This window comes from Cupriavidus sp. HE11 (genome assembly GCF_056097175.1).
This window is the reverse complement of sequence record NZ_CP184464.1, coordinates 2,109,238-2,133,739: the sequence shown is the minus strand read 5'-3', so window position 1 is coordinate 2,133,739 and position 24,502 is coordinate 2,109,238. Positions and strand designations below refer to the sequence as shown.

At 66.3% G+C, this 24,502-nt stretch carries 25 protein-coding genes and 1 pseudogene; 12 read left to right on the top strand and 14 right to left on the bottom strand.

From position 1 onward, the window contains the following. Positions 1 to 133 precede the first annotated feature (133 nt). Positions 134 to 1,537, top strand: a complete 1,404-nt coding sequence (locus tag ACOABP_RS09905; RefSeq protein ID WP_474224815.1) for a coniferyl aldehyde dehydrogenase — start codon at positions 134 to 136, stop codon at positions 1,535 to 1,537. A 34-nt stretch (positions 1,538 to 1,571) separates the two neighbouring features. On the opposite strand, the gene ACOABP_RS09900 is transcribed toward ACOABP_RS09905, so the two are convergent. Together ACOABP_RS09900 and metK are read right to left on the bottom strand one after the other, a co-directional pair. Beyond that, positions 1,572 to 2,459, bottom strand: a complete 888-nt coding sequence (locus ACOABP_RS09900; RefSeq protein ID WP_474224813.1) for a Kdo hydroxylase family protein — start codon at positions 2,457 to 2,459, stop codon at positions 1,572 to 1,574. A gap of 137 nt (positions 2,460 to 2,596) precedes the next feature. Then, positions 2,597 to 3,760, bottom strand: a complete 1,164-nt coding sequence (gene metK, locus ACOABP_RS09895; RefSeq protein ID WP_066730659.1) for a methionine adenosyltransferase — start codon at positions 3,758 to 3,760, stop codon at positions 2,597 to 2,599. 268 nt (positions 3,761 to 4,028) lie between these two features. Between metK and ACOABP_RS09890 the strand changes: the two genes are divergently transcribed. From ACOABP_RS09890 to ACOABP_RS09875, 4 genes are all read left to right on the top strand, one after another. Next, a complete protein-coding gene (locus tag ACOABP_RS09890) occupies positions 4,029 to 4,922 on the top strand; it encodes a lysophospholipid acyltransferase family protein (RefSeq protein WP_474224811.1) in 894 nt (297 codons plus the stop codon). Then, complete coding sequence (locus ACOABP_RS09885; protein WP_474224810.1) at positions 4,919 to 5,812, top strand: lipid A biosynthesis lauroyl acyltransferase; 894 nt, start codon at positions 4,919 to 4,921, stop codon at positions 5,810 to 5,812. The genes ACOABP_RS09890 and ACOABP_RS09885 overlap by 4 nt, the downstream gene beginning before the upstream one ends. A 14-nt stretch (positions 5,813 to 5,826) precedes the next feature. Next, entirely contained in the window at positions 5,827 to 6,693 is an 867-nt protein-coding gene (dapF, locus tag ACOABP_RS09880; RefSeq protein WP_474224809.1) for a diaminopimelate epimerase, read from the top strand. A 77-nt stretch (positions 6,694 to 6,770) separates the two neighbouring features. Next, positions 6,771 to 7,580, top strand: coding sequence for a polyphosphate kinase 2 family protein (locus tag ACOABP_RS09875; RefSeq protein WP_474224808.1), 810 nt, complete (start codon positions 6,771 to 6,773; stop codon positions 7,578 to 7,580). A 33-nt stretch (positions 7,581 to 7,613) separates the two neighbouring features. Here ACOABP_RS09875 and ACOABP_RS09870 read toward each other — a convergent pair whose 3' ends face one another. Together ACOABP_RS09870 and pyrE are read right to left on the bottom strand one after the other, a co-directional pair. Then, positions 7,614 to 8,942 (bottom strand): DUF3734 domain-containing protein, encoded by a 1,329-nt coding sequence (locus tag ACOABP_RS09870; RefSeq protein ID WP_474224807.1) that lies wholly within the window; start codon positions 8,940 to 8,942, stop codon positions 7,614 to 7,616. A 58-nt stretch (positions 8,943 to 9,000) separates the two neighbouring features. Continuing rightward, entirely contained in the window at positions 9,001 to 9,678 is a 678-nt protein-coding gene (pyrE, locus tag ACOABP_RS09865; RefSeq protein ID WP_474224806.1) for an orotate phosphoribosyltransferase, read from the bottom strand. Between the two features lie 30 nt (positions 9,679 to 9,708). Here pyrE and ACOABP_RS09860 point away from each other — a divergent pair, with 30 nt between their 5' ends. Continuing rightward, positions 9,709 to 10,485, top strand: a complete 777-nt coding sequence (locus ACOABP_RS09860; RefSeq protein WP_474224805.1) for an exodeoxyribonuclease III — start codon at positions 9,709 to 9,711, stop codon at positions 10,483 to 10,485. A 46-nt stretch (positions 10,486 to 10,531) separates the two neighbouring features. Here the strand turns inward: ACOABP_RS09860 and ACOABP_RS09855 are convergent. Further along, positions 10,532 to 10,627: pseudogene (locus ACOABP_RS09855) on the bottom strand (type II toxin-antitoxin system MqsA family antitoxin); the annotation flags it as partial. A 112-nt stretch (positions 10,628 to 10,739) separates the two neighbouring features. Between ACOABP_RS09855 and argC the strand changes: the two are divergent. Continuing rightward, a complete protein-coding gene (gene argC, locus ACOABP_RS09850; RefSeq protein WP_474224803.1) occupies positions 10,740 to 11,687 on the top strand; it encodes an N-acetyl-gamma-glutamyl-phosphate reductase in 948 nt (315 codons plus the stop codon). A gap of 110 nt (positions 11,688 to 11,797) precedes the next feature. On the opposite strand, the gene ACOABP_RS09845 is transcribed toward argC, so the two are convergent. Then, positions 11,798 to 12,730: a M48 family metallopeptidase gene (locus ACOABP_RS09845; RefSeq protein ID WP_474227808.1), complete on the bottom strand. Its 933-nt coding sequence runs from the start codon at positions 12,728 to 12,730 to the stop codon at positions 11,798 to 11,800. Between the two features lie 116 nt (positions 12,731 to 12,846). Between ACOABP_RS09845 and ACOABP_RS09840 the strand changes: the two genes are divergently transcribed. Then, positions 12,847 to 14,127 (top strand): muropeptide transporter, encoded by a 1,281-nt coding sequence (locus tag ACOABP_RS09840; RefSeq protein ID WP_066735066.1) that lies wholly within the window; start codon positions 12,847 to 12,849, stop codon positions 14,125 to 14,127. Positions 14,128 to 14,162: 35 nt separating this feature from the next. Here ACOABP_RS09840 and ACOABP_RS09835 read toward each other — a convergent pair whose 3' ends face one another. The 6 genes from ACOABP_RS09835 to argB form a co-directional block, all read right to left on the bottom strand. Then, positions 14,163 to 14,981 (bottom strand): acyl-CoA thioesterase, encoded by an 819-nt coding sequence (locus ACOABP_RS09835; protein ID WP_474224802.1) that lies wholly within the window; start codon positions 14,979 to 14,981, stop codon positions 14,163 to 14,165. A gap of 132 nt (positions 14,982 to 15,113) precedes the next feature. Continuing rightward, positions 15,114 to 15,725 (bottom strand): methionine biosynthesis protein MetW, encoded by a 612-nt coding sequence (gene metW / locus ACOABP_RS09830; protein WP_474224801.1) that lies wholly within the window; start codon positions 15,723 to 15,725, stop codon positions 15,114 to 15,116. After that, positions 15,722 to 16,894 carry a homoserine O-succinyltransferase MetX gene (gene metX / locus ACOABP_RS09825; RefSeq protein WP_474224800.1) on the bottom strand — a complete coding sequence of 391 codons (1,173 nt, stop codon included), beginning with the start codon at positions 16,892 to 16,894 and terminating at the stop codon, positions 15,722 to 15,724. Before metX ends, metW begins: the two co-directional genes overlap by 4 nt. 288 nt (positions 16,895 to 17,182) lie before the next feature. Beyond that, the gene (gene slmA, locus ACOABP_RS09820; protein ID WP_474224798.1) at positions 17,183 to 17,839 is read right to left on the bottom strand and encodes a nucleoid occlusion factor SlmA; all 657 of its coding nucleotides are present in this window, start codon (positions 17,837 to 17,839) and stop codon (positions 17,183 to 17,185) included. Then, positions 17,836 to 18,885: a pyrimidine 5'-nucleotidase gene (locus ACOABP_RS09815; RefSeq protein ID WP_474224797.1), complete on the bottom strand. Its 1,050-nt coding sequence runs from the start codon at positions 18,883 to 18,885 to the stop codon at positions 17,836 to 17,838. Before ACOABP_RS09815 ends, slmA begins: the two co-directional genes overlap by 4 nt. Before the next feature lie 71 nt (positions 18,886 to 18,956). Further along, a complete protein-coding gene (gene argB, locus ACOABP_RS09810; protein WP_066735077.1) occupies positions 18,957 to 19,874 on the bottom strand; it encodes an acetylglutamate kinase in 918 nt (305 codons plus the stop codon). 156 nt (positions 19,875 to 20,030) lie between these two features. Here argB and ACOABP_RS09805 point away from each other — a divergent pair, with 156 nt between their 5' ends. Then, the gene (locus tag ACOABP_RS09805) at positions 20,031 to 20,252 is read left to right on the top strand and encodes a cysteine-rich CWC family protein (RefSeq protein WP_474224796.1); all 222 of its coding nucleotides are present in this window, start codon (positions 20,031 to 20,033) and stop codon (positions 20,250 to 20,252) included. Between the two features lie 63 nt (positions 20,253 to 20,315). Continuing rightward, entirely contained in the window at positions 20,316 to 21,257 is a 942-nt protein-coding gene (locus ACOABP_RS09800) for a LysR family transcriptional regulator (protein WP_066735047.1), read from the top strand. Between the two features lie 55 nt (positions 21,258 to 21,312). Here ACOABP_RS09800 and ACOABP_RS09795 read toward each other — a convergent pair whose 3' ends face one another. Further along, positions 21,313 to 21,804: a copper chaperone PCu(A)C gene (locus ACOABP_RS09795; protein ID WP_474224795.1), complete on the bottom strand. Its 492-nt coding sequence runs from the start codon at positions 21,802 to 21,804 to the stop codon at positions 21,313 to 21,315. Between the two features lie 204 nt (positions 21,805 to 22,008). On the opposite strand from ACOABP_RS09795, the gene ACOABP_RS09790 reads away from it, so the two are divergent. Together ACOABP_RS09790 and ACOABP_RS09785 are read left to right on the top strand one after the other, a co-directional pair. Continuing rightward, on the top strand, positions 22,009 to 23,382 hold the full coding sequence (locus tag ACOABP_RS09790; RefSeq protein WP_474227807.1) for an ATP-binding protein: 1,374 nt from the start codon (positions 22,009 to 22,011) through the stop codon (positions 23,380 to 23,382). Further along, complete coding sequence (locus ACOABP_RS09785) at positions 23,382 to 24,017, top strand: response regulator transcription factor (protein ID WP_474224794.1); 636 nt, start codon at positions 23,382 to 23,384, stop codon at positions 24,015 to 24,017. The genes ACOABP_RS09790 and ACOABP_RS09785 overlap by 1 nt, the downstream gene beginning before the upstream one ends. Positions 24,018 to 24,045: 28 nt before the next feature. Here ACOABP_RS09785 and ACOABP_RS09780 read toward each other — a convergent pair whose 3' ends face one another. After that, positions 24,046 to 24,372 carry a hypothetical protein gene (locus tag ACOABP_RS09780; protein WP_474224793.1) on the bottom strand — a complete coding sequence of 109 codons (327 nt, stop codon included), beginning with the start codon at positions 24,370 to 24,372 and terminating at the stop codon, positions 24,046 to 24,048. Between the last annotated feature and the right edge of the window lie 130 nt (positions 24,373 to 24,502).

Below are 24,502 nucleotides of genomic sequence, written 5' to 3'. Positions count from 1 at the left end.
CCCGAAACCGCCCGGCCAGCGCGCGCCGCCGCACGCCCCGCGTTTGGGAGGTGTCCTCCATTGCGATAACGGGCGCTCTGCCTTATGGTGCGCGATGGCCCACGGAAAACAGATCCCGCCAAGGAGACCGCCGATGAGAGAAGTGCCCGCCATGTCCACGGTGTTCAACGCCATGCATGCCGCGTCGCGGCACGACCAATCGCCGGCCTGGGCGATCCGGGCCGACCGGCTGCGGCGTCTCAAGGCACTGGTGCGCGACAACCACGACGCCATCGCGGCGGCCATCAGCGCCGATTTCACGAACCGGCCGCGCCAGGAGACGGCGCTGCTGGAGGTGTTCCCAGGCATTTCCGGCATCGATGACGCACTGCGGCATGGCAAGCGCTGGATGCGCGTGCGGCGGGTGAAGACCGGGCTCTGGTTCAAGCCGGGCAAATCGCGCCTGGTGCCGCAGCCGCTGGGCGTGATCGGCATCGTGGTGCCCTGGAACTATCCGCTCTACCTGACCATCGGGCCACTGGCCGGCGCCCTGGCGGCCGGCAACCGGGCCATGGTCAAGCTGTCCGAATACACGCCCCGGTTTTCCGAACTGTTCGCGCGGCTGGTACAGGCCACGTTCGCGCCGGACGAAATAGCGGTTGTCAACGGCGACGCCGAGGTGGCCGCCGCCTTCAGCACGCTGCCGTTCGACCATCTGCTGTTCACCGGCTCCACCAGCGTCGGTCATCACGTGATGAAGGCCGCCGCCGCGAACCTGACGCCGGTGACGCTGGAACTGGGCGGCAAGTCGCCGGCCATCATCGGCCCGGGTGCCGATTTCGAACGCGCCGTGGAGCGCATCCTGGTGGGCAAGCTGCTCAATGCGGGCCAGACGTGCATTGCGCCAGACTATGTGCTGGTGCCGGCCGACCAGCGCGACCGTCTGGTGGAAACCGCGCGGCGCGTGGTGAGCCGGCTTTATCCCGATATCGCGCGCAACCCCGACTACACCAGCATCATCAGCCCGCGCCATTTCGACCGCCTGGTATCGCTGATCGACGCTGCGCAGGCCGCTGGCGCACGCGTGGTGCCGCTGACCGATGCCGGCCCCAATGCCGCCGTACGCCAGTTGCCGCCCGTACTGCTGACCGACGTACCCGACGATGTGCGCGCGATGCAGGAGGAGATTTTCGGGCCGGTGCTGCCCGTGGTGGCCTACCGCAGCCTCGACGACGCGATCGGCTTCGTCAACGCGCGTCCGCGGCCGCTGGCGCTCTATGTGTTCGACAAGGGGGGCGACGTGGTGGACCGCGTGATGCGCCAGACCGTGGCCGGTGGCGTGACCGTCAACGACACGCTGTTCCACATCGCCCAGGACGATTTGCCATTCGGCGGCGTGGGCCCCAGCGGGATGGGCAACTATCACGGCGAGGCCGGCTTCGAAACGTTCTCGAAGCTCAAGCCCGTGTTCTACCAGGCCGGCCTGAACGGCGCCGGGCTGCTCAAGCCGCCCTATGGCAAGCGCTTCGAGTCGATGCTGAAGATGTTGCTGCGGTGACCGTGGCGCCGCCGGTCCAGGCGGCCCGGTTGCTTCAGGCGGCCAGCATCGGCTTGCCCAGCATGCGCGACAGCACGGCTTCGGGCGAATGGGTGCGGTCGCCAATCGCGGCCGGGTCCAGGTAGATCGTCTGCTCCATCATCGCCTTGCCGCGCATGGCGGCGTGCAGCAGCTGGTCGCTGAACACGATCCAGGTGGCGCCCGGCGGGAACTGGAATTCCTGCTGCGGCACGGTCTTCTGGTAGTCCAGGTCGGCCTTGGCCAGGTCGTGCAATTGCAGCATGCGGTGATCGTATTCGCTGCGCTCGCGCTTGGTGATGTGCAGCGTCTTCATCAGCCAGGCTTGCCCCGGCCACATGCCATGCGTCTTCGGCACGAATCGCGTAGCAAAATCGCCAAACGGCTCGCCCACGCGCCACACGCGCGGCGCTTCGGGGTCGATGTTGTGGAACACGCGCAGCAGGCGCTTGCCCAGCATCGGGTTCGACGGGAACGAATCCACATGCAGGCGCGTATCGTCCTTGCGCCAGCTCACCGGGCGGCCCGCGATCTCGCTCGGGCGCAGCGACGTCCCGACACGCGTCATGTGGCCCACATACTCGGGGAACAGCGTACGGATCAGCAGCTCGCTCGACGTGGCATAGCGATGGATCAGGTTGTAGAGATCGGTCAGGTCCTGCCCGGTGCCGGCCGCGCCGCGCACGGCGTTGTCATTGGCACGCAGGTTGATGTTCTTCGACTTGCCATCGGAATAGCGCGGGTCCAGGAAGCGTTCCTCACCCGGCTGGAAGCGGAAGGCCAGGTCCGGAAAGTACAGCACGGCGCCCTGCTCCAGTTCGCGGCGCAGCGTGGCGCGCGTCTCGGGCGTTACCTCGGGCGACCAGTCGGTGTAGGGCTGGGTGCGGATCAGGTCCAGGGACATGGCAATTCCGATAAATTCAGGTTGACCGGATTCTACCCCCATGCGGATGCCCGACCCGGTGACGCCGGCGCAACAAAAAACCCCGCGGGCCCGTGGGGACCGGCGGGGTCATGCAGCCTTGCAGGCGCGTGGCGCGCTTACAGGCCGGCGGCGGCGCGCAGTGCGGCGGCCTTGTCGGTGGCTTCCCACGAGAATTCCGGCTCCTCGCGGCCAAAGTGGCCGTAGGCGGCAGTCTTTTCGTAGATCGGGCGCAGCAGGTCCAGCATCGCCACGATACCCTTCGGACGCAGGTCGAAGTGTTCCTGCACCAGCTGGGCGATCTTCTCGTCGGAGATCTTGCCGGTGCCTTCGGTGTACACGGTCACGTTGATCGGGCGGGCCACGCCGATGGCGTAGCTGACCTGCACCTGGCACTGGCGCGCCAGGCCGGCGGCCACCACGTTCTTGGCCACGTAGCGGGCAGCGTAGGCAGCCGAGCGGTCAACCTTCGACGGGTCCTTGCCCGAGAAGGCGCCACCACCGTGCGGCGAAGCACCGCCGTAGGTGTCGACGATGATCTTGCGGCCGGTCAAGCCGCAGTCGCCCTGCGGACCACCGATCACGAAACGGCCGGTCGGGTTCACCAGGTACTTGGTTTCCTTCAGCATGTCGGCCGGCAGCACTGGCTTGATGATCTCCTCGATCACGGCCTCGCGAATCTGCGCCTGCGAAATGTCCGGCGAATGCTGGGTCGACAGCACCACGGTGTCCACGCTGTGCGGACGGCCGTCCACGTAGCGCACGGTCACCTGCGACTTCGCATCGGGACGCAGCCAGGGCAGGCGGCCATCACGGCGCAGTTGCGACTGGCGCTCGACCAGGCGGTGCGAGTAGTAGATCGGGAACGGCATCAGTTCCGGCGTCTCGTCGCAGGCGTAGCCGAACATCAGGCCCTGGTCGCCAGCGCCCTGGTTCAGGTAGTCGTCCGATGCGCGGTCCACGCCCTGGGCGATGTCCGGCGACTGCTTGTCGTACGCCACCAGCACGGCGCAACCCTTGTAGTCGATGCCGTAGTCGGTGTTGTCGTAGCCGATGCGCTTGATGGTGTCGCGTGCGACCTGGATGTAGTCGACGTTGGCGGTCGTGGTGATTTCACCTGCCAGCACCACCAGACCGGTGTTGCAAAGCGTTTCGGCCGCCACGCGGGCGTACTTGTCCTGGGCAAGGATGGCGTCCAGGACGGCGTCCGAAATCTGGTCGGCGACTTTGTCGGGATGGCCTTCGGAAACAGATTCCGAAGTAAAAAGGAAATCGTTCGACACGATCTAGTTTCTCCAGGTTGGCTATTGCGCGCCACCCTCGGAAACGGTGCGGCGACGCTTTAGCGGTATTTAGGCCACTCCCGTAAGAGCAGCATCGCCCCGCAAGTTGTCAGTTAACTCGGCGATGGCAGGTATTATACCGCCCTGCTGCTTCCGTTGCAGGCCGCTAATCCGTCAAATAACGGCAGGAAACGGGCGTTTCTCAGAAATCCCTGACTGCTTCTGCGGTTTTTTCCGCTTTTTCCGGCTTCGTCTTGCCCGCACCGACATGACCTTTCTGTTCTGGCTTATCTCCCGCCTGCCACTGCGCGTTCTGCACGCCATCGGCGGTGCATTGGGGCTGCTGGTGGCGCGTCTGCCTGGCCGCTACGGGCAGCGCCTGGTGGCGAATTTTCGCCATGCCTTCCCGCACGCCACCGAGGCCATGATTGCGGAGTCGGCACGCCACACGGGCCGGCTGATCATGGAGATGCCGTACTTCTGGAGCCGCAAGGCCATCACCGTGCGCACGGACAATTTCGATGCCATGTGGGCGGAAGTGATCCGGCTCGGCGCGGCCGGCAACGGCCTGATCGTGCTGACGCCGCACCTGGGTTGTTTCGAGGTACTTCCGCGGCACTTCTCGCAAATGGGCCGCGTGACGTGCCTGTTCAAGCCGCCGCACCAGCCGTGGCTGCGCGCCTTTGTCGAAAAAATGCGCACCCGGCCCAATATGGCGATGGCACCGGCCACGCCGCGCGGCGTGCGCATGCTGGTCAAGGCGCTCAAACGCGGCGAGAACGTCGGCATCCTGCCAGATCAGGTACCGAGCGGCGGTGAGGGCACCTGGGCGCCGTTCTACGGCAAGCCGGCCTATTCGATGACACTGGTGCATCGGCTGCAGCAACTGACGCGAGCCCCCGTGGCTATGATCTACGCCGAGCGCCTGCCGCGCGGCGCCGGGTACCGCGGGCATATGCGCATCCTGTGCGACGGCGGCATGCTGCCGGATGACCCGGCTGCAGCGTCCGCCGTCATCAATGCAACGATCGAAGAGTTGATCGTGATCGACCCGACGCAATATTTGTGGGGATATAACCGCTACAAGCATCCGGCCGGGGCCGTGCTGCCGCCTGAAATGGACCACGCCACACCGGCGGTCACCAACAACGAGAATCAATGAGCCGCATCTTTACCTGGCTCGGCATCGGCCTGCTGACGGTGCTGGGCAAACTCCCGTACGCCTTTGTGGCCCGCTTTGGCGAGGCGCTGGGCAGCGTCCTGTACCTGGTGCCGAATCCGCGCCGCGACGTGGTACGCGCCAACCTGCGCCTGTGTTTTCCGGAGCGCAGCGACGCCGAGATCGAGGCCATGGCGCGCGAAACCTACCGCAAGGTGTTCCGCAGCTTTGCCGAAGGCGGCATCTTCTGGACCTGCGGCGAAGCCAAGATGCGCCGCCTGGTGCAGATCAAGGACCACGGCAACCTGCCGGCCCTCGACGGCACACCGCATATCCTGGTGACGCTGCACCTGTCGGGCCTGGAAGCGGGCGCCATCCGCCTGACCATGCACCTGCGCGACAACGTCGGCCGCTCCGGCGCATCGCTGTACACGGTGCAGAAGAACCGGCTGTTCGACGATTTCCTGAAGGTGGCGCGCGGCCGCTTCGGCGCCAACATGATCTCGCGCAACGACAGCGTGCGTAACATCCTGCGGGTGCTGAAGAAGGGCGAGGCACTGCAACTGATTTCCGACATGGACTTCGGCGAGCGCGACTCGGAATTCGTACCATTCTTCGGTGTGCAGGCGCTGACGCTGACGTCGGTCTCGCGCCTGGCGCGTCTGGCCGGCGCCCGGGTGGTACCGATCTATACCGAGCAGTTGCCCGACTACCAGGGCTACGTGCTGCACCTGCTGCCGCCCTGGGACGACTATCCCGGCGAAAGTGTCACGGACGACACCCGGCGCATGAATGCGTTCTTCGAAGAGGCGATCCGTCCGCGCATCGCCGACTATTACTGGGTACACAAGCGCTTCAAGCACCGGCCGCCCGGCGAACCGGACATCTACTGATTACAATCGGCACCATGAAACTCCAGTTCACCAAGATGCACGGCGCCGGCAACGATTTCATCGTGCTGGACGGCATCCACCAGAAGCTCGACCTGACCGATGCGCAGTGGCGCGCGCTGGCAAGCCGCCATTTCGGCATCGGTGCAGACCAGATCCTGATCGTCGAGAAATCCGCGCGCGATGACGTGGACTTCCGCTACCGCATTTTCAACGCCGACGGCGGCGAGGTGGAGCACTGCGGCAACGGCGCCCGCTGTTTCGTCCGCTTTGTCACCGACAAGGGCATGACCGACAAGCGGTCCGTGCGCGTGGAAGTCATGAACGGCGTGATCACGCTGACGCTGCAGGACGACGGCCAGGTCACCGTGGACATGGGCGCGCCCGAGCTGACGCCGGCGCGTGTGCCGTTCGTAGCCGACGGCCTGCCGACCCGCACCGAGGGCGACGACACGCTGTACGGCCTCGAAGTCAACGGCCGCACCGAATGGATTTCCGCCGTGTCGATGGGCAACCCGCACGCCGTGCAGGTGGTGGATGACGTCGAGCAGTTCCCCGTGCTGCAGGACGGCCCCGTGATCGAGCACCACAAGTCATTCCCGAACCGCGTCAACGCCGGCTTCATGGCCATCGTCGATCGCCACACGATCAACCTGCGCGTGTTCGAACGTGGCGCGGGCGAAACGCTGGCCTGCGGCACCGGCGCGTGCGCCGCCGTGGTTGCCGGCATCCGCCGTGGCCTGCTCGATTCGCCGGTCAGAGTGCATACGCATGGCGGTGACCTCAGCATCGCCTGGCAGGGCGTGGGCCAGCCGGTGCAGATGACCGGCCCGGCCACGACCGTGTTCGAAGGGTCTATTGACCTGGCGACGCTCCCTGCCTGACCATTAGGGCTCGCCCCCGCACTTGGCGGGGACCGTGTGGAACGCGGGGCAACACCGGCCCCGCCACCGGAGAGCCCATGAGCCTGGACGATTTCGGTATCACCTCGGGCAAGCAGTTCAAGCTTGCCAACTTCGACGCCGGCAGCAAACCGCTGTCCACGGGCAACAAGGCGTCCGACACCGCCCACCTTGCCGAGTTGAGCACCCAGCTCGACGCCGTGCAGGACATCTTCTACGCCGAACACAAGCACAAGCTGCTGATCGTGCTGCAGGGCATGGACACCAGCGGCAAGGACGGCACCGTGCGTTCCGTCTTCCGCAGCTTCGATCCGTTAGGCGTTCGCGTCGCCAGCTTCAAGGCGCCCACGCCCGAGGAACTGGCGCGCGACTACCTGTGGCGCGTGCATGCCCAGGTGCCGCGCAAGGGCGAGATCGTGATCTTCAACCGCAGCCACTACGAAGACGTGCTGATCACGCGCGTGCATGGCTGGATCGACGACGCCGAATGCAAGCGTCGCTACCGGCAGATCCGCGAGTTCGAGCAGATGCTGGTGGAAACCGGCACCACCATCGTCAAGTGCTTCCTGCATATATCGAAAGGCGAGCAGAAGCAGCGGCTGGAGGAACGGATTGCCGATCCGCAGAAGCACTGGAAGTTCGACATGCAGGACCTGGCCGAACGCAAGTTCTGGAAGGAATACCAGGACGCCTACGAGGACGCCATTGCGGCCACGGCCACGCCCGAGGCCCCGTGGTACATCGTGCCGGCCGATTCGAAAAGCCACCGCAACCTGATGGTGGCGGAAATCCTGCAAGTCACCTTCGACAAGCTGCGCCCCGACTACCCGCCCCCGAAGCCCGAACTGGCGAAGGTGGTGGTCGAATAAGGGTGGAGGCCCGCGTCAGGCCGGGCCGCGCCCTCAGTCGCCGTTGCCGCGATGCACGTCATGCGTGACAAACGGCCGTTCGGGGCCGGGCATCGCCAGCCAGTGCGGATGCTTGAGCGTGTCGCGGATATCCTCAAGCCCGCTGGACCAGTGCTCGTGCATCGTCAAAACGCCAAACTGGTAGTCCTTGGCGCTGCCTTCGAAGCTCTTGTCGCGATAGATCAGCTGGATCACATTGCGGCGGGCGTCGCAGGCGTGGTCGGCGGCGCGCTTGTACCACGGGTCGTCGCGCCTTGACGGCGGCACCAGCGCCATCAGCTCGCTCAGCATGCGGCGATAGTTCTGCTGTTCGCGCATGACGTCCGTGATGGCTCGCGTGCGGCTGGAGAACTGGATGTCCTTCTGGCGCTCGGCCACATCCAGCAGGTTGTGCGGCAGCTTGCCGCGTGCACTCCACAGGTCCACCTGGAAGATCAGCGCGTCGCGCCGCGGCTGGGCGGACAGCACTTCCTGCAGCGGCGTGTTCGATACCAGGCCGCCATCCCAGTAGTATTCGCCATCGATCTCGATGGCCGGAAAGCCCGGCGGCAGCGCGCCCGAGGCCATGAAATGCTCGGCGCGCAGCGTCATGCGGGTATTGTCGAAGTACGCGAAATTGCCGGTGCGAACATTGACGGCGCCCACCGACACGCGCATTTCCCTGGGCCGGTTGATCCGGTCGAAATCAACAAAACGCTCCAGCGTGGCCTTCAGCGGCGCGGTGTCGTAGTAGCTGGCGCTGCCCGGATCGTCGAAACGCGACCACAGGTCGGCGATGTTGCGCGGCGAGAAGAAGCCACGCTGGCCTTCCAGCAGCGCGCGCGTGGCGTTGATGCCGTCGAACCAGATCCGCATGGGCTCCGGCCACATCGGCGCGGCTTCGGTGAGCAGGTCCAGCGGCAGGCCGGGCAGCCACGGCTGGGCGCAGATGTATTCCCAGAACGCCCGCAACTGCGCGACACGCGTTTCGGGCGGATTGCCGGCGATGACCGCCGCGTTCAGCGCGCCGATCGAGATCCCGGCAATCCAGTTCGGATGGATGCCGCCTTCGGCCAGGCCCTGGTACACGCCGGCCTGGTAGGAACCGAGCGCTCCGCCGCCCTGCAGCACCAGGGCGCGGATCGCGTAGGCTTCATGGGGCGGGCCTTCGTGTGGCGGCGCGTCGGGCGCGCAATGTTCGAGCGGCGGGGCCTTGCGCCGGCCTGCGGGCCGTTTGGCCTTGGCCGGTGTGGCAGCGTCGGCCGCCGAATCCTGGGGCGGCGCGCCCTGCTCGCCAATCTCGCGCTTGATCGCATCCTGGTTCTGCCGCCGCTTTTCCGCCACGCCCATGCTCCCCTGAAAATGAAAACGGCCCCATGCGGGGCCGTGTGCAACACAACTGTCAGACGCCGTACCTCTGACGATAGGCAGCGACAGCGTCGCGAGAGTTCCCGAGCGCCGGGTCCTGCGAGGCATCCAGATACGCCAGCAGGTCTTTCAGCGACGCGATGGCGATCACCGGCACGCCGTATTCGCGCTGCACGTCCTGCACGGCCGAATGCGTGCCGATATTGTCGGCGGTGCCGCTCTTTTCCATGCGGTCCAGTGCGATCAGAACGGCCGCAGGCTCGGCGCCCGCAGCGCGGATCATCTGCATCGATTCACGCACCGAGGTGCCGGCCGAGATCACGTCGTCGACGATCACCACCTTGCCTTGCAGCTTGGCGCCCACCAGCGTGCCGCCTTCGCCGTGGTCCTTGGCTTCCTTGCGGTTGTAGGCAAACCCGACATCGCGGCCCATGCCGGCCAGCGCGACGGCCGTGGCCGAAGCCAGCGTGATGCCTTTGTAGGCCGGCCCGAACAGCACGTCGAACTGCAGTCCCGAGTTGATCAGGGTCTTCGCGTAGAATTGCGCCACCTGGCCCAGCATCGCACCCTGGTTGAACAGGCCTGCGTTGAAGAAATACGGCGACTTGCGGCCAGCCTTGGTCACGAACTCGCCAAAAGACAGCACGCCTGCATCCAGTGCAAAGCGGATAAAGGTCTGGCTCAGGTCGGCCGGCGTCGTCTGCTGCGTCATCTTTTCTCTCTGAATTCAAAATTTCCCGAGATGTTACGGATTATCAGCGCCAACCTCAACGGCATCCGTTCGGCCCACAAGAAGGGCTTCTTCGAGTGGATGGGCAAGCAGAACGCCGACATGGTCTGCGTTCAGGAACTCAAGGCGCAGGAAGCCGACATGACCGAGGCGTTCCTGGCGCCACATGGTTATCACGGCTTTTTCCACTATGCCGAAAAGAAGGGCTACAGCGGCGTCGGCCTGTACACCCGTCACCAGCCCGAGCGCGTGGTCACGGGGTTCGGCTGTGCCGAATTCGACGCTGAAGGCCGCTATGTTGAAGTGCAGTATCCGCACCTTGCGGTGATTTCGGTCTATGTGCCGTCCGGATCGAGCGGCGAAGAGCGCCAGGCCGCCAAGTTCCGCTTCATGGAAACCTTCCTGCCCCACCTGCTGCAGTTGAAAGCCAGCGGACGGGAAGTCGTGCTGTGCGGTGACGTCAACATCGCGCACAAGGAAATCGACATTAAGAACTGGAAGGGCAACCTCAAGAACTCCGGTTTCCTGCCCGAGGAACGCGCGTGGATTGGCGCCCTGTTCGATACGCATGGCTACGTCGACGTGTTCCGCCAGCTCGATCCGCGCCCCGAGCAGTACACCTGGTGGAGCAACCGCGGCCAGGCTTACGCCAAGAACGTCGGGTGGCGTATCGATTACCACCTGAGCACCGCGAAGATCGCCGCCACGGCCAAGGCCTGCGCGATCTACAAGGACGAAAAGTTCAGCGACCACGCCCCGTTGTCGATCGACTACGACTTTCCGCTGTGATTTCCGGGCCCCGGCGCAATGCCGGGGTTGCCGACCGATTCCGGTTTCAGATCGTATGGATCTCGTCGAGCAGGTTCGGGTGGCGGTCGAGCCGCTTCAACAGCTTGGCGAGGGCCAGCGGGGGCTTGGTGCGGCCGGATTTCGACGGCCTCCTTTTGGCGTAAACCCTGCGTCCGGCATCCAATCTCGCTACAATGCAGGTTCTCCGCCCCCAAGGACAGGAGACTCTTCGCATTTTTAAAAGTGAGTCCGCCATGGTTTTCAAAGTGTTCGTCGATGGTCAGGAAGGCACCACCGGTCTCCGGTTGCTTGACTATCTCTCGGGTCGCTCCGATGTGGAGCTGTTGCGCATTGCCGATGACAAGCGCAAGGACCCGCAGGAGCGAGCACGCTTCCTGAATGCCTCGGACGTCTCTTTCCTGTGCCTGCCCGATGTGGCCTCGCGCGAAGCCGTGTCGCTGGTGACGAACCCGAATACCTGCGTGATCGACGCCAGCACGGCGTTCCGCACCACCGACAGCTGGGCCTATGGCCTGCCCGAACTGACCCGTGGCCAGCGCGAGAAGATTCGCGCCAGCAACCGCATCGCCGTGCCGGGCTGCCACGCCAGCGCCTTCTTGCTGGCCGTGCGTCCGCTGGTGGAAGCAGGCCTGATGCCGGCCAACTACCCGGTGACGGCGTTCTCGCTGACCGGCTACAGCGGTGGCGGCAAGTCGATGATTGCCGAGTTCGAAGCCGGCGGTAACCCGAAGCTGAACAGCCCGCGCCCGTACGCGCTGGCCCTGGCGCACAAGCACCTGCCGGAAATGCGCGTGCAGGCCGGCCTGGCGCAGGCGCCGATCTTCAACCCGATCGTCGGCAACTTCCTGAAGGGCCTGTCGGTGACGGTGCCGGTGTATCCGTCGCTGCTGGGCGCGCAGGCCGATGCCGAGGCCATCCTCGACATCTACCGCAAGCACTACGAGGGCGAGCAGTTCGTCCGCGTGCATCCGTACAACAGCGACGACAACCTGGACCACGGCTTCTTCGACGTCCAGGCCAGCAACGACACCAACCGCGTGGACCTGTTCGTGTTCGGCAACGAAGAGCGCCTGAACCTGGTGGCCCGCCTGGACAACCTGGGCAAGGGTGCGGCCGGCGCGGCTGTGCAGTGCATGAACGTGCGCATCGGCGCGGACGAAGCCACGGGTCTGAAGGCCTGAGCGCTCGAAAGCGTGATGACTGGGGCAGTCCTGCCCCGGACGTAAAAAAAACCGGCTCCTTGGAGCCGGTTTTTTATTGGCCGCCAGCCAGCAATGGTGCGGCTTCGCGGCTACTTCAGCGGACGCCGCTGGTCTTCGTCGCCCGCATCCACCGGCGCACCGCCCAGTCCGGCCATGTTGGCCTGGTGAGGCGCCAGCTTGTCCATCGGCATGTTCATGGTTCTGGCGTAGATCGGCAGCACTTCGTTCATGTGCGCCTCCAGCACCGCGATGCGGCTGCGGCCCGACGGATGGGTCGACGAGAATTCGTCGCCCGCCTGCAGGAACTTGCCCATCTTCTGCCACAGCGTGATCGCGGCGCGCGGGTCGTAGCCGGCGCGGGCGGCGATATCCATGCCGATCAGGTCGGCCTCGGTTTCCTCCTGCCGGGAAAACCGCAGCGACAGCATCTTCGCGTTGGAGCCGATATCCATGTTGCCGAGGTTGCCGAAGCCGGTCAGCTGCGACACCACGTTGGCACCCAGATTCGAGATTTCGGCCTGCGCGGCGCGCTGGCGCGCGTGCTCTTCCAGCGCGTGGGCGATCTCGTGCCCCATCACCACGGCCACTTCGTCGTCGGTGAGCTTCAGTTCGTCGAGCAGCCCGGTGTAGACGGCCATCTTGCCGCCCGGCATGCAGAACGCATTGATCTGTTTGGCCCGGATGACGTTGATTTCCCAAGGCCAGCGGCCGGCGCGCGGGTTCCAGAGCACGGTCTGCGGTAGCAGCCGGATGCCGATCTCGCGCAGGCGCTGCACCTGCGGATCGTCATCGTCCAGCAGCGTATGTTTGGCGATGGCTTCCTGCTTGACCTGTTCGTACTCGCGGGCGGCCTGCTGGTCGATGACTTCCATCGGCACGATCTCGCGCACCTTCGAGTAGCGCCGCTCCACGCGCACGCCGTCGTCGGGGGCCGCCACCAATGCCACATCCTGCGCCAGCACGGGCAGTGCCAGCGCGAAGGCCGCAGCAGCCAGCGCGAAGCGCAGGCCGGACTGACGCATGGTCTCGGGCACGATGGGATTCACGGCGGGGCTCGATGCGTAATTTGTCGTGACAGGTTCGCGGGCAGCACGAACGGTGATGCAATAATACACGCCAGCCTTGGCGCCACCCCATCATGAATTTCCAGACCTATCTCGATATCTTCCGCAACCGCCGTATCGGCGCCATGCTGACGCTCGGTTTTGCCTCCGGCCTGCCGCTGGCGCTGACTTCCGGCACGTTGCAAGCCTGGATGACCGTGGAAGGGCTCGACATCAAGACGATCGGCTTCTTCTCGCTGGTGGGCCAGGCCTATATCTTCAAGTTCCTGTGGGCCCCGCTGATGGACCGCTACACGCCCCCGATGCTGGGCCGGCGACGCGGATGGCTGCTGGTGACGCAGCTCGCGCTGGTGGGCGGCATCGCGGCGATGGCGTTCTGCCCGCCGCACCAGGCCCTGTGGGCGCTGGCGGCGCTGGCGACGCTGGTAGCCTTCCTGTCCGCATCGCAGGACATCGTGTTCGATGCCTACAGTACCGACGTGCTGCGCCCCGCCGAGCGCGGTGCCGGCGCCGCGGTCAAGGTGCTGGGCTACCGGCTGGCGATGCTGGTGTCGGGGGGCCTGGCGCTTTACCTTGCCGACCGGGTGCTGGGCTGGTCGAACATGTACCTGCTGATGGCCGCGCTGATGAGCGTGGGCCTGCTCACGCTGATGTGGGCGCCCGAGCCGGACACCCCGGCGCGCGCGCCCCGATCGCTGGAAGAGGCCGTGCTTGGCCCGCTGCGCGACTTCTTCGGCCGCCAGGGCGCCTGGTGGCTGCTGCTGCTGATCGTGCTGTACAAGCTTGGCGATGCCTTTGCGGGCAGCCTGTCGACCACCTTCCTGATTCGCGGCCTGGGGTTCGATCCAGGCGAGGTCGGCATCGTCAACAAGACGCTGGGGCTGGCCGCCACGATCATCGGCGCGCTGTTTGGCGGATCGCTGATGGTGCGGCTAGGGCTGTACCGGTCGCTGATGCTGTTCGGCATCCTGCAGGGGGTGTCGAACCTGGGCTACTGGGTCCTGTCGGTGACGCCGCCGCACCTGTGGACCATGGCTGCCACCATCGCGGTGGAGAACATCTGCGGCGGCATGGGCACCGCGGCCTTCGTGGCGCTGCTGATGACGCTGTGCAACCGCTCGTTCTCGGCCACGCAGTACGCGCTGCTGTCGGCGCTGGCGTCGATTGGCCGCGTCTACGTGGGCCCGACATCGGGCTACATGGTCGAGGCGTGGGGCTGGGCGCCGTTCTACCTGGGCACCGTCATCGCGGCCGTGCCCGGCGTGGCGCTGCTCTGGGCGATGCGCAACACGGTCCATCGCTACGAAGCGCAGGCACGCGAGCCGGCGGAAGCCGGGGCGGCCCGGCCGGCGTAAGGCAGGCTGGGGCCGGACCGAGCAGGTCCCTCGCCCTATTCCTTGTAGTAAACGATCTGGTGCGAGGTAGCCAGCAGCACGCCGTCGGGGCTCCAGATCTCGGCGGTCTGATCGAAGAAGCCCTGCCGGAACACACGCGCCTGGGCGCTGCCCAGCACATGGCGGTCGCCCAGCGCGGCCAGCGTGGCCGCATCGGCGTGGAAATACGTGGTCAGCGATACCGTGCCGGCCGGCACGAAGCCCGCGCGCTTGAGGAAGATGCGCGGATAGAACGCATCGCACCAGGCCGCAATGGCCGCATAGTCGGGCGTGCGCGCCGGTTCGTCGCGAATCCAGAACTGCGTCAGGCTGTCCGGATTCTCGGTGCCCGGCGCGGCCGTGGGCTTGGCGCCCCGCACCGCGCGCATGTCGTAGCTGTCAATCCATTTCACCGGCGCAAATCCGCCCATTTTCGGCAGCGATCCGGCGGCGGGCACCTGGGGCATCGTCGCTTCGCCACAATTCCACGTTTCGCGACGCACCGCGAACACGGCACTACCGGTGGTGGTGACTTCGCCGTTCTGCAGAACTTCCAGATGCCAGTGCTGGGTCGACCGGTTGGTGCGCGACGGCCGCGCGACGATCTCGAAAGCGCCTTCCGCAATCGGGCCGGCAAAGTTGACGGTCAGCGCGCTGGGATCGCCCAGCCGCTCGGGGTGGATCAGCGCCGCCTGCAGCATGGCCGCCGCCGTGGCGCCGCCGAACGGCCCGATCATGTTCCAGTAGGCCTGGCTGGTGTGTCCCCGGAAGCGGTGTTCGCCGGCCGGTTCCAGTTGCAGGGCGTGATCGAGCGGATGCAGGGGCGCTTGCGTCATGGCGTTGGATGCGGAAAAAAGTACGGTCGTTCGGTAACTTGCGTACGGTATGCCCGCTAGAGGCTTGCGTCAAGCTAGGGACATTCGGATTCCGCCCTGCAGCGCGCCGGGGCGAAATCCGGGGTGCCGAAGTCAGGTCGACGTCACCCGGTACACCGCCAGGCTGCCGCGCCAGTTGACGCCCCAGTTCACGGTCACGCCTTCGTGCATCACCACGCGGTCCAGCACGCGCAGGCCCACCTTGGGCGCCAGTTCCTCGAAGTCACGAATCGTCAGCACACGCACGTTCGGGGTGTTGTACCACTGGTACGGCAGCGATTCCGACACCGGCATGCGGCCCTGGAACACCGACAGCCGGTGCGGCCAGTAGCCGAAGTTCGGGAACGAGACGATGCACTCGCGCCCCACGCGCAGCGTGTCGCGCAGCACCTGGGCGGTGTTGTGGATGGTCTGCAGCGTCTGCGACAGGATCACCGTGTCGAAGCTCTGGTCCTCGAACAGCGCGAGGCCGCCTTCCAGGTTCTGCTGGATGACGTTGACCCCCTTCTGGGCGCAGGCCAGCACCTCTTCGTCACGGATTTCGATGCCGTAGGCCTTCACCTCCAGCTCGTCCTGCAGCACGCGCAGCAGGCTGCCATCGCCACAGCCGGCGTCGAGCACGGTGGAATTCGGCTCCACCCAGCGGGCAATCGCGCGGAAGTCCGGACGCAGGGCGAGGATATTGGGATTGGCGGCGGCGTTCATGCACCGATCTCCTCGGCAATGCGCTCGTAGTAGGCGCGCATCAGGTTGTGATAGCGCGGGTCTTCCAGCAGGAAGGCGTCGTGACCGTGCGGCGCGTCGATCTCGGCGTACGACACCTGCCGCTTGTTGTCGAGCAGCGCCTTGACGATCTCGCGGCTGCGGTTCGGCGCGAAACGCCAGTCGGTGCTGAAACTCACCACCAGGAATTTCGAGTGCGTCTGCGCCATCGTCTTGGTCAGGTCGCCCTGGAAGGCCAGCGCCGGGTCGAAATAGTCCAGCGCGCGCGTGATCAGCAGGTACGTGTTGGCGTCGAAGTACTCGGCAAACTTGTCGCCCTGGTAGCGCAGGTAGCTTTCCACCTGGAACTCGACGTCGAACGAGAACTGGATGTCCTCGGCCTTCAGCGTACGGCCGAATTTCTCGGCCATGTCCTCGTCGGACAGGTACGTGATATGGCCGATCATGCGCGCCACGCGCAGCCCGCGCTTGGGCTTGACGTTGTGCGCGTAGTAATTGCCGCCGTGGAAGTCGGGGTCGGACAGGATGGCGCTGCGTGCCACCTCGTTGAACGCGATGTTCTGCGCCGACAGCTTCGGCGTGGAGGCCACCACGATACAGTGACGCAGGCGGTCCGGGTACATCAGGCTCCAGGCCAGCGCCTGCATGCCGCCCAGGCTGCCGCCCATCACCGCCGCGAATTGCTCGATGCCGAAGTGGTCGGCCACGCGCGCCTGCGCGTTGACCCAGTCTTCCACGGTCACCACCGGGAACAGCGCGCCGTAGGGCGTGCCCGTGGCCGGGTTGGCGCTCATCGGCCCCGTGGAGCCGAAGCACGATCCCAGGTTGTTCACGCCGATGACGAAGAACCGGTTGGTATCGAGCGGCTTGCCGGGGCCAACCATGTTGTCCCACCAGCCGATATCGCGCGGATTGTCGGCAGCGATGCCGGCCACGTGGTGCGAGGCGTTCAGGGCGTGGCACACCAGCACGGCATTGCTGCGCGAGGCGTTGAGCGTGCCGTAGGTCTCGACCATCAGGTCGTAGCCGGCGATCTGGCTGCCATTGCGCAGCTTCAGCGGCTCGGTGAAATGCAGGCGCTGGGGCGTGACGACGCCGACGGAATCGGTCGGCACGTCGAGTACGCCAGCGGGAGGAGCGACATCGGTCATGGAGCAGGCCCGCGTCAAATCAGCAGGCGAAAAAAAACCCGACCGGCCAATGCGTAGGTTTCGCAGCCAAGTCGGGCTTTTCGCGGGGGATCCCGCGTGTCGGTGCTGGAGCGTGGATGATCCATCCGCGAGGCACCGACCCAACCTCTTTAGCCGCATTTATATTGGCAACCGGAGAATCTTCCCCAGGTGCCGCGCGCCCGCAAGCCAGTCATCAAATCGGCGCGACCCGCACATTATAGTGCAAAGCGCCGGCCGCACGCATGACCGCTTGCCGGCGCGGGGTATTTACCCCAGCAGCACGCGCAGCTGCGCGTCGATATTGTCGCTTGGCAGCTTGCGGAAGCCGCTGCGGGCGTAGCGGTGCCAGTGGCCCTGCACCGTGGCGGTAATCAGCGCCACGCGCGCCGGAATATCGGCATCGGCCGGAAACGCGGCCTGCGTGACCGCCACCTTCAGGCACTGGCGCAGCGATGCCTCGATGCGGTCCACCATCTGGTTCATGCGTTCCTGCAGGCGTTCGTGCTCGCCCACCAGCGCCTCGCCGGTCAGCACGCGCGTCATGCCGGGGTTCTTCTCGGCAAACGTCAGCAGCATGCGCACGATGGCCTGCACCTGGCGCAGGCCATGTTCTTCCTGCGTGGTGATCTGGTTGATCAGGCCGAATACCGTCTGCTCGATAAAGCCGATCAGGCCTTCGAACATCTGCGCCTTGCTGGCGAAGTGGCGGTACAGCGCCGCCTCGGACACCGACAGCTTCGCGGCCAGCGCGGCCGTGGTGATCTTTTCCCCGCGCGGATGCTCGAGCATGCCGGCCAGCGTCTGCAGGATCTGGATGCGGCGTTCGCCCGGGCGCGGGCGCTTGCGTGCCGGGGTCTCCGGCTCGATGGCCGATGCGGCAACTGGCATGAAAGCCTCTGCCTCGCGAGCGATGGTTTGCGTCATGACCCGATTCTCCGCTTTTGTCGTAGGAGTTGATGCATCAATTGTACTTTTATGTCCACATATCCCGGGCGATTCACCACGCGCGCCCGCATTCTTGGGGCGTGATCGGGCTGCATCTGTGGCGCCGTTGCCGCAGTCTGGGTGCTTGACTCGCCGCCCGCCCCATCATTGGCCGGGCCCGCCGAGGGGTCCTGGCTCTCGGCGGCGACCAGCGTCACCGAGCGCTCCTGGGCCGTATGGCCCACATGCTGGCGATCTTCGGCCGCCAGCATCGACCGCGTGGCCGCATCGCGCGCCGCACCGGCCTGCGCCGGCACCACATGGGGCCGCGACGGCGCCAGCGTGCGCAGGAAGCCGGTGACCCAGGCGGTACGGATACCCATGGCCGCATAGTGCTTCAGGTGCGACACAGTGTCCTCCACCAGCACCACGCGGTGTGGCGCCACACCGATCTGCGCCAGCAGGCGGCGCAGCATGCGCCGGTCCGGCTTGGGCCGCAGGTGACCATGCACCCACATGTCCTCGATGGCCACCACACGCTCGAAACAGCGGTCGATGCCCGCCACGGCCATCACCGCCAGCGCGTAGTCGCGCGGCGCATTGGTCACCAGGATCTTGCGGCCCGGCAACCGGCTCAGCCCGGCCACCAGTCCGCGGCGCACGCGCACCATGTCGGCCAGTTCGGGGAAGTCGTGCGCGGCGCGCAGGAAGTCCGCCGGATCCACCTGGTGATGGCGGATCATGCCCAGCAGGGTGGCGCCGTAACGCTGCCAGTAGTCCACGCGCACGCGGCTGGCGGTGGCCTCGTCGCTGCCCAGCACCCGAGCCACGTAGGCGGTCATCAGCCGGTTGATGGCCGGAAAGATCGCGTGCGAGGCATCGTGCAGGGTGTTGTCGAGGTCGAACAGCCACACCGTATCGCCGGACGTATCCCCCACCGCGCCTCGCAGCAGGTGCCGGCGCGGACGGTGGGCGGATGCCTGTCCGGACGAAAGACGGCGTGCGCGATCCCTGCCGCGACGCTGGGTGGGCTGACGGATAAACACGCCTGGATTGTGAACCTGAATGGAGAGTAAGACCGGGAACCCGCGCCGGGCGGGCTCCCTGACAAGCGCGCTCAGTGCGAGCGGATCATCGTGCCGAAGGCCTGTTCGGTCAGGATTTCCAGCAGCAGCGAGTGCTCGATGCGGCCGTCGATGATGTGGACCGAATGCACGCCGCTCTTGGCGGCGTCCAGCGCCGACGAGATCTTCGGCAGCATGCCGCCGGAAATCGTGCCGTCGGCGAACAGTTCCTCGATCTCGCGCGCCGACAGGTCGGTCAGCAGGTTGCCCTTCTTGTCCATCACGCCCGGGATGTTCGTCATCATGACGAGCTTCTCGGCCTTCAGGATCTCGGCCATCTTGCCGGCCACGACGTCGGCGTTGATGTTGTACGCCTGGCCGTCGTCGGAGAAGCCGATCGGCGAGATCACCGGGATGAACGCGTCATCCTGCAACGCCTTCACCACGGCCGGGTTGATGGCCTCGATATCGCCCACGTAGCCGATATCGATGAACGTGCCGGGGTTCTCGCGATCCGGCATCTGCAGGCGCTTGGCGCGGATCAGGCCGCCGTCCTTGCCGGTCAGGCCCACGGCCTGGCCGCCGTACTGGTTGATCAGCATGACGATGTCCTGCTGGACTTCGCCGCCGAGCACCCATTCCACCACTTCCATGGTTTCCTCGTCGGTGACGCGCATGCCCTGGATGAACGTGCCGACCTTGCCGACCTTCTTCAGCGCCTCGTCGATCTGCGGACCGCCGCCGTGGACCACCACCGGGTTCATGCCCACGAGCTTCAGCAGGATCACGTCGCGCGCAAAGCCGTGCTTGAGCTTTTCCTCGGTCATCGCATTGCCGCCGTACTTGACCACAATGGTCTTGCCGTGGAACTTGCGGATGTAGGGGAGTGCCTCCGCAAGGATTTCAGCCTTGAGGGAGGGGGCGATGGCCGCTACCGACGTGGTGGCAGGCCCAGGATTGTCAGCGTTCATGGCTTCGGACATTCCGTGTGATCTGGAGCAGGTATCATGACGAACCGTCCGCCTGATAAGGCGGTACGGGGCGAGCCGGCATTGCGGGCAGGCGCCGATTCTACAAGAAACCGGCGGCGGCATTGCAATCGCGGCAATGCAACAAGGATACACGCCATGACCGACCCCTCGACGATCCAGACCGGCCGGCTGCGCCCCGTGGAGCGTTGCAGCACCTGCGGGGCCGCGTTCGTCTGCGGGTATGCGGCCGGCCTGCCCGAGTGCTGGTGCGCCAGCCTGCCGCTGCTGCCGGCGCGGCAGATCGTGCCGGGCCGGCATTGCCTGTGTCCCGACTGCCTGAAACGTCGTCAGGCTGAGACACCTCTCAATTCGCCGTGAAAATTTTCGCTCCTGCGTTCGGCGAATGACAAAACGGACGCAGTCCGGTTTAACATTCGCGACATGAATAGCCTACGCGGAATCGACCTCAACCTGCTGGTGGTGCTGGAAGCACTGCTGGCCGAACGCCATATCTCGCGCGCCGCGCTGCGGCTGCAGCTGAGTCAGCCGGCCGTGAGCCATTCGCTGGCGCGGCTGCGGCAGTTGCTGGACGACCCGTTGCTGGTGCGGGGCCAGGGCGGGCTGGTGCTGACGCCGCGCGCCCATGAGCTGACCGGCCCGCTGGCCGAGGCGCTGGCGCAGGTGCGCATCCTGCTGGGCCCGGGCGGCTTCCAGCCGGCCACGGCGCGGCGCACGTTCCGCCTGGCGATGTCCGACTACGGGGCGCTGGTGGTGCTGCCCCGGCTGCTGCGCGCCCTGCGCCGTGCGGCGCCCAATATCGACCTGGTGGTGACGCAGTCCAGCCGCGAGACGATGACCGCCCAGATCGCCGATGGCGAACTGGACGTGGCGCTGGCCGCCTTCTCGTTCGAACCCGAGGGCGTGCGCACGGCGGTGCTGTTCGATGACGATTTCGCCTGCGCGGTGGACGCAGCCACGGTGCGCGACACCGGCCGGCTCGACCACGTGGCCTACCTGGCGCGCTCGCATGTGCTGGTTACGGCAGCCACCGAGCGTGCCGAGGCCATCGACGCCGCCGTGACGCGGCTGGGCGGGCGACGCAAGATTGCCTGCTCGGTGCCGCACTGGAGCGTGGCGCCGGGGCTGATCGTCGGCACCAACATGGTCCTGACCACGGCACGGCGCAGCCTGGAAGCGCTGGCCGACGGCCGTCTGGCCGTCTTCGAGGCGCCTTTTACGATTCCCGGCTTCAGCTACAGCATGATCTGGCCCGAAAAGGCCGATGCCGATCCCGGCCATACCTGGCTGCGCGAACGCGTGCGCGAGGCCGCCACGGCAGCCGACGCGGACGCCGAAGCCGCCGCCATCAGCCTGCGCGGCTAGGCATCACCGCCCCCCGGCCACCCTGGCCGGGCCTGCCAGGCCAGACCGGGCCGGATCAGTGCTTGTGGTCCATATGGCCGGCGCCGGACTGGGCCGGCGCGGTCACGTCGCGCACCTCGGCCTTGACGGTCTGCTCCGTCACCTTGCCGTTCTGCTCGATCTTCAGCGTGATGGGTACCGTATCGCCGGCCTTTAGCTGCTGCTTCAGGCCCATCAGCATCACGTGGTAGCCGCCCGGCTTGAGCTGCACGTCCTGCATCTTCGGCAGGTCCAGCGACGGGATCTGGCGCATCCGCATCACGTTGTTGTCCATCTTCATTTCATGCAGTTCGGCCGTGGCGACCGGGGACGACACGCCCACCAGCTTCGCCGCTTCGTGCGCGTGCAGCGTCATGAACGCGCCGGACGCGGTCTGGGCCGGCACCGTGCCGCGCACCCAGGCGTCGCTGACGTCGACCTGCGCCATGGCCTGGGCGCTGACCAGCAGGCCAGCCAGGCCAAGGGTGACGATGGAAGCGGCGCGTGCCGCGCGGACTTTGGCTTGCATTGGGAACATCTCCACGATTCGGATCGAAGGCGACAGGATTGAGGGCGATCATTAGACCATGGCTGGCCGGACACTGCCCGTCGCCCGGTCCGCCGCCCGTCCGTCTCCCGGTAGCCAGACAGTCTGGCAGCCCCGCGCCCGCCCCAGAATGCGGCACGGTGTCGCATGACGGGCAACCTGCTGCAGCATTGCTACACTCGCGCCATGCACGCCTCGATCGACCTGTCCCCCACCCCGCTGCCGGCCATTTTCGGCATGCCGGCGCAACGCCATAGCCTGGTCAGCCTGCGCCGCCTGTGCTGGCTGCGCTGGGCGCTGCTGGCCGGCCAGGCCATGCTGCTGGTGTCGTGCGAGTCGGTCGCCGGCATCATGCTGCCCTACAAGCCGCTGCTGTTCCTCTTCACGATCCAGACCACGTTCAACCTGTATTCGGTGGCACGGCTGCGCTGGCATGCCACGCGGGGCACCATGCCCGGCGACGGCGAACTGATGGTGCAGATGATGGTAGACCTGACCGCGCTGTCGGCCATCCTGTTCTATACGGGGGGTGCCACCAACCCGTTCGTGTCGTTCTACCTGCCCGGGCTGGCGATCGCGGCGGCCATCCTGCCCTGGCGGCTGGTAATGGTGCTGGCGGTCTACGCGCTGTCCTGCTACTCGCTGCTGCTGCTCGAATACCTGCCGTTGCACCTGCACAACCCCGACAACGCGGTGAACTACCACCTGGCCGGGATGTGGCTCAACTTCGTGGCCAGCGCCGTGATGATCGCGTTCTTCGTGGCGCGGCTGTCGAACGTGCTGCGCCAGCGCGACGCCCAGCTCAACCATGCGCGCGAACTGCTGCTGCGCGAGGCGCGTGTCGAGGCGCTTAACGACCAGGCCGCCGCCGTGGCGCATGAAATCGGCACGCCGCTGGCAACGCTGGCCGTGATCGCCGGCGAACTGCGCGCCGATGCCGAAGACGCCCAGCGCGGCGCCACCACCGTGGCCGGCTACCTGCCCGACCTGCGCACGATGGAGCAGCAGCTGGAGCTGTGCCGCTCGATCCTGGCGCGGCTGCGCGAAGACCACGAGACGCTGGCCCCGCAGCGCATCGACGCATGGATCGCTTCGTTCGTGGAACGCTGGCAGTTGCGCCATCCGCAGGCCAGCCTGCAGGCCGACGTGCTGCCCGATGCCGCCGCGCAAGCCGTGGACACGGCGCGCGTCAGCCAGATCCTGACCATCGTGCTGGACAATGCCGCGCGCAGCCAGTACGGCGAGGGCAGCGCCACCCGACAGGCCCCGCCGCTGTCGCTGACCGTGTCCGTGGATGCCAGCGCGCTGGTCTGGCGCGTGACCGACCACGGCAGCGGCATTGCGCCCGCGCTGCGCGCGCAGCTTGGCGAAGCACCGGTAGCCAGCGGGCACGGCGGCCAGGGCATCGGGCTGTACCTGGCGCAAAGCGCCGCCCGCCAGCTCGGGGGCGGACTGGCATGGCTCGACAACCCTGCCGGCGGCACGGTGACCGAGCTGCGCCTGCCGCTGGCCGGCACGGCCGCGCAACCCATCTCACTGCAATCCGATTTCCAACCGTAATGACCGACGCACCTGCCGACGTACCTGCCGACGTAGCCGCGGCATCCGCCGCAACCGGCGCCCCCGAAGCCACGCCCTTTCTCGTGATCGACGACGATGAAGTGTTCTCCGGCACGCTGGCCCGCGCGCTGACGCGCCGCGGCTACGCCGTGCAGGTGGCACACAACGGCGGCAGCGCGCTGGCCCTGGCCGCGAAAACACCGTTTGCCTATGTCACGCTGGATCTGCACCTGGGGCCGCCACCCGAGGCCAGCGGCACCGCGCCGGCGGAATCGGGGCTGCATCTGGTGGCGCCGCTGCGCCAGGCGCTGCCCGATGCGCGAATCCTGGTGCTGACCGGCTATGCCAGTATCGCCACGGCCGTGGCGGCGGTGAAACAGGGGGCCGACGAATACCTGGCAAAGCCAGCCAACGTCGATTCGATCCTGACCGCGCTGATGGCAGGCGTTTCGGAAGAGGCGGCCGAGGCCGCGCTGGAAGAACCGGTGCCGCTATCGGTGGCCCGGCTTGAGTGGGAGCATATCCAGCGGGTGCTCACCGAACACGGCGGCAATATCTCCGCCACCGCACGGGCGCTGAACATGCATCGCCGCACGCTGCAGCGCAAGCTGGGCAAGCGTCCGGTATCGCGCTGATCCTGACTTTCCGGCCTGGCCGGCTGCGTTACAGGCGCAGTTGCACGTAATCCCAGCCGAGGTCGTCGTCCGACGCATCGGCCATGCGCACGGCATCGCTGGCATGGCGGTCGGCCAGCGTCACGAGCGCGCCCGAGGCCATGGCCGTGGCGGCCACGACGGCGCGGCGCTCGGTCTGGTCCGCGGTCTTCGCCACGTTGCCGGACGGCACGGCCGCCGCGTGGGCGTTGGGCATCACGCCGGGGCGGATGCAAAGGAACACGGTGGCGGCGGTAATGGCGGCCACGACGCTGGTGGTGGCCATCGCCACCCGGCGCTTGCGCACCCGGTTGCGCTTGAAGAAGGTTGTACGCATGGCTGACTCCCTTTGGGTTTAGGTGGTTATGCAGGATGCGGTGGCTCCCGCATCGGTCCCATCGACCAGCAAGGTGACCAACAAGGTGCGCAAGGGTCGCATTTACTTGAGGATCGGCGCCAGTGTGCTT

Excerpts from the sequence above, each read along its gene's own strand:
- ACOABP_RS09905 (WP_474224815.1), top strand. The coding sequence starts at position 134 with ATGAGAGAAGTGCCCGCCATGTCCACGGTGTTCAACGCCATGCATGCC.
- ACOABP_RS09900 (WP_474224813.1), bottom strand. The coding sequence starts at position 2,459 with ATGTCCCTGGACCTGATCCGCACCCAGCCCTACACCGACTGGTCGCCC.
- ACOABP_RS09890 (WP_474224811.1), top strand. The coding sequence starts at position 4,029 with ATGACCTTTCTGTTCTGGCTTATCTCCCGCCTGCCACTGCGCGTTCTG.
- ACOABP_RS09885 (WP_474224810.1), top strand. The coding sequence starts at position 4,919 with ATGAGCCGCATCTTTACCTGGCTCGGCATCGGCCTGCTGACGGTGCTG.
- dapF (WP_474224809.1), top strand. The coding sequence starts at position 5,827 with ATGAAACTCCAGTTCACCAAGATGCACGGCGCCGGCAACGATTTCATC.
- ACOABP_RS09875 (WP_474224808.1), top strand. The coding sequence starts at position 6,771 with ATGAGCCTGGACGATTTCGGTATCACCTCGGGCAAGCAGTTCAAGCTT.
- pyrE (WP_474224806.1), bottom strand. The coding sequence starts at position 9,678 with ATGACGCAGCAGACGACGCCGGCCGACCTGAGCCAGACCTTTATCCGC.
- ACOABP_RS09860 (WP_474224805.1), top strand. The coding sequence starts at position 9,709 with ATGTTACGGATTATCAGCGCCAACCTCAACGGCATCCGTTCGGCCCAC.
- argC (WP_474224803.1), top strand. The coding sequence starts at position 10,740 with ATGGTTTTCAAAGTGTTCGTCGATGGTCAGGAAGGCACCACCGGTCTC.
- ACOABP_RS09845 (WP_474227808.1), bottom strand. The coding sequence starts at position 12,730 with ATGCGTCAGTCCGGCCTGCGCTTCGCGCTGGCTGCTGCGGCCTTCGCG.
- ACOABP_RS09840 (WP_066735066.1), top strand. The coding sequence starts at position 12,847 with ATGAATTTCCAGACCTATCTCGATATCTTCCGCAACCGCCGTATCGGC.
- ACOABP_RS09835 (WP_474224802.1), bottom strand. The coding sequence starts at position 14,981 with ATGACGCAAGCGCCCCTGCATCCGCTCGATCACGCCCTGCAACTGGAA.
- metW (WP_474224801.1), bottom strand. The coding sequence starts at position 15,725 with ATGAACGCCGCCGCCAATCCCAATATCCTCGCCCTGCGTCCGGACTTC.
- metX (WP_474224800.1), bottom strand. The coding sequence starts at position 16,894 with ATGACCGATGTCGCTCCTCCCGCTGGCGTACTCGACGTGCCGACCGAT.
- slmA (WP_474224798.1), bottom strand. The coding sequence starts at position 17,839 with ATGACGCAAACCATCGCTCGCGAGGCAGAGGCTTTCATGCCAGTTGCC.
- argB (WP_066735077.1), bottom strand. The coding sequence starts at position 19,874 with ATGAACGCTGACAATCCTGGGCCTGCCACCACGTCGGTAGCGGCCATC.
- ACOABP_RS09805 (WP_474224796.1), top strand. The coding sequence starts at position 20,031 with ATGACCGACCCCTCGACGATCCAGACCGGCCGGCTGCGCCCCGTGGAG.
- ACOABP_RS09800 (WP_066735047.1), top strand. The coding sequence starts at position 20,316 with ATGAATAGCCTACGCGGAATCGACCTCAACCTGCTGGTGGTGCTGGAA.
- ACOABP_RS09795 (WP_474224795.1), bottom strand. The coding sequence starts at position 21,804 with ATGCAAGCCAAAGTCCGCGCGGCACGCGCCGCTTCCATCGTCACCCTT.
- ACOABP_RS09790 (WP_474227807.1), top strand. The coding sequence starts at position 22,009 with ATGCACGCCTCGATCGACCTGTCCCCCACCCCGCTGCCGGCCATTTTC.
- ACOABP_RS09785 (WP_474224794.1), top strand. The coding sequence starts at position 23,382 with ATGACCGACGCACCTGCCGACGTACCTGCCGACGTAGCCGCGGCATCC.
- ACOABP_RS09780 (WP_474224793.1), bottom strand. The coding sequence starts at position 24,372 with ATGCGTACAACCTTCTTCAAGCGCAACCGGGTGCGCAAGCGCCGGGTG.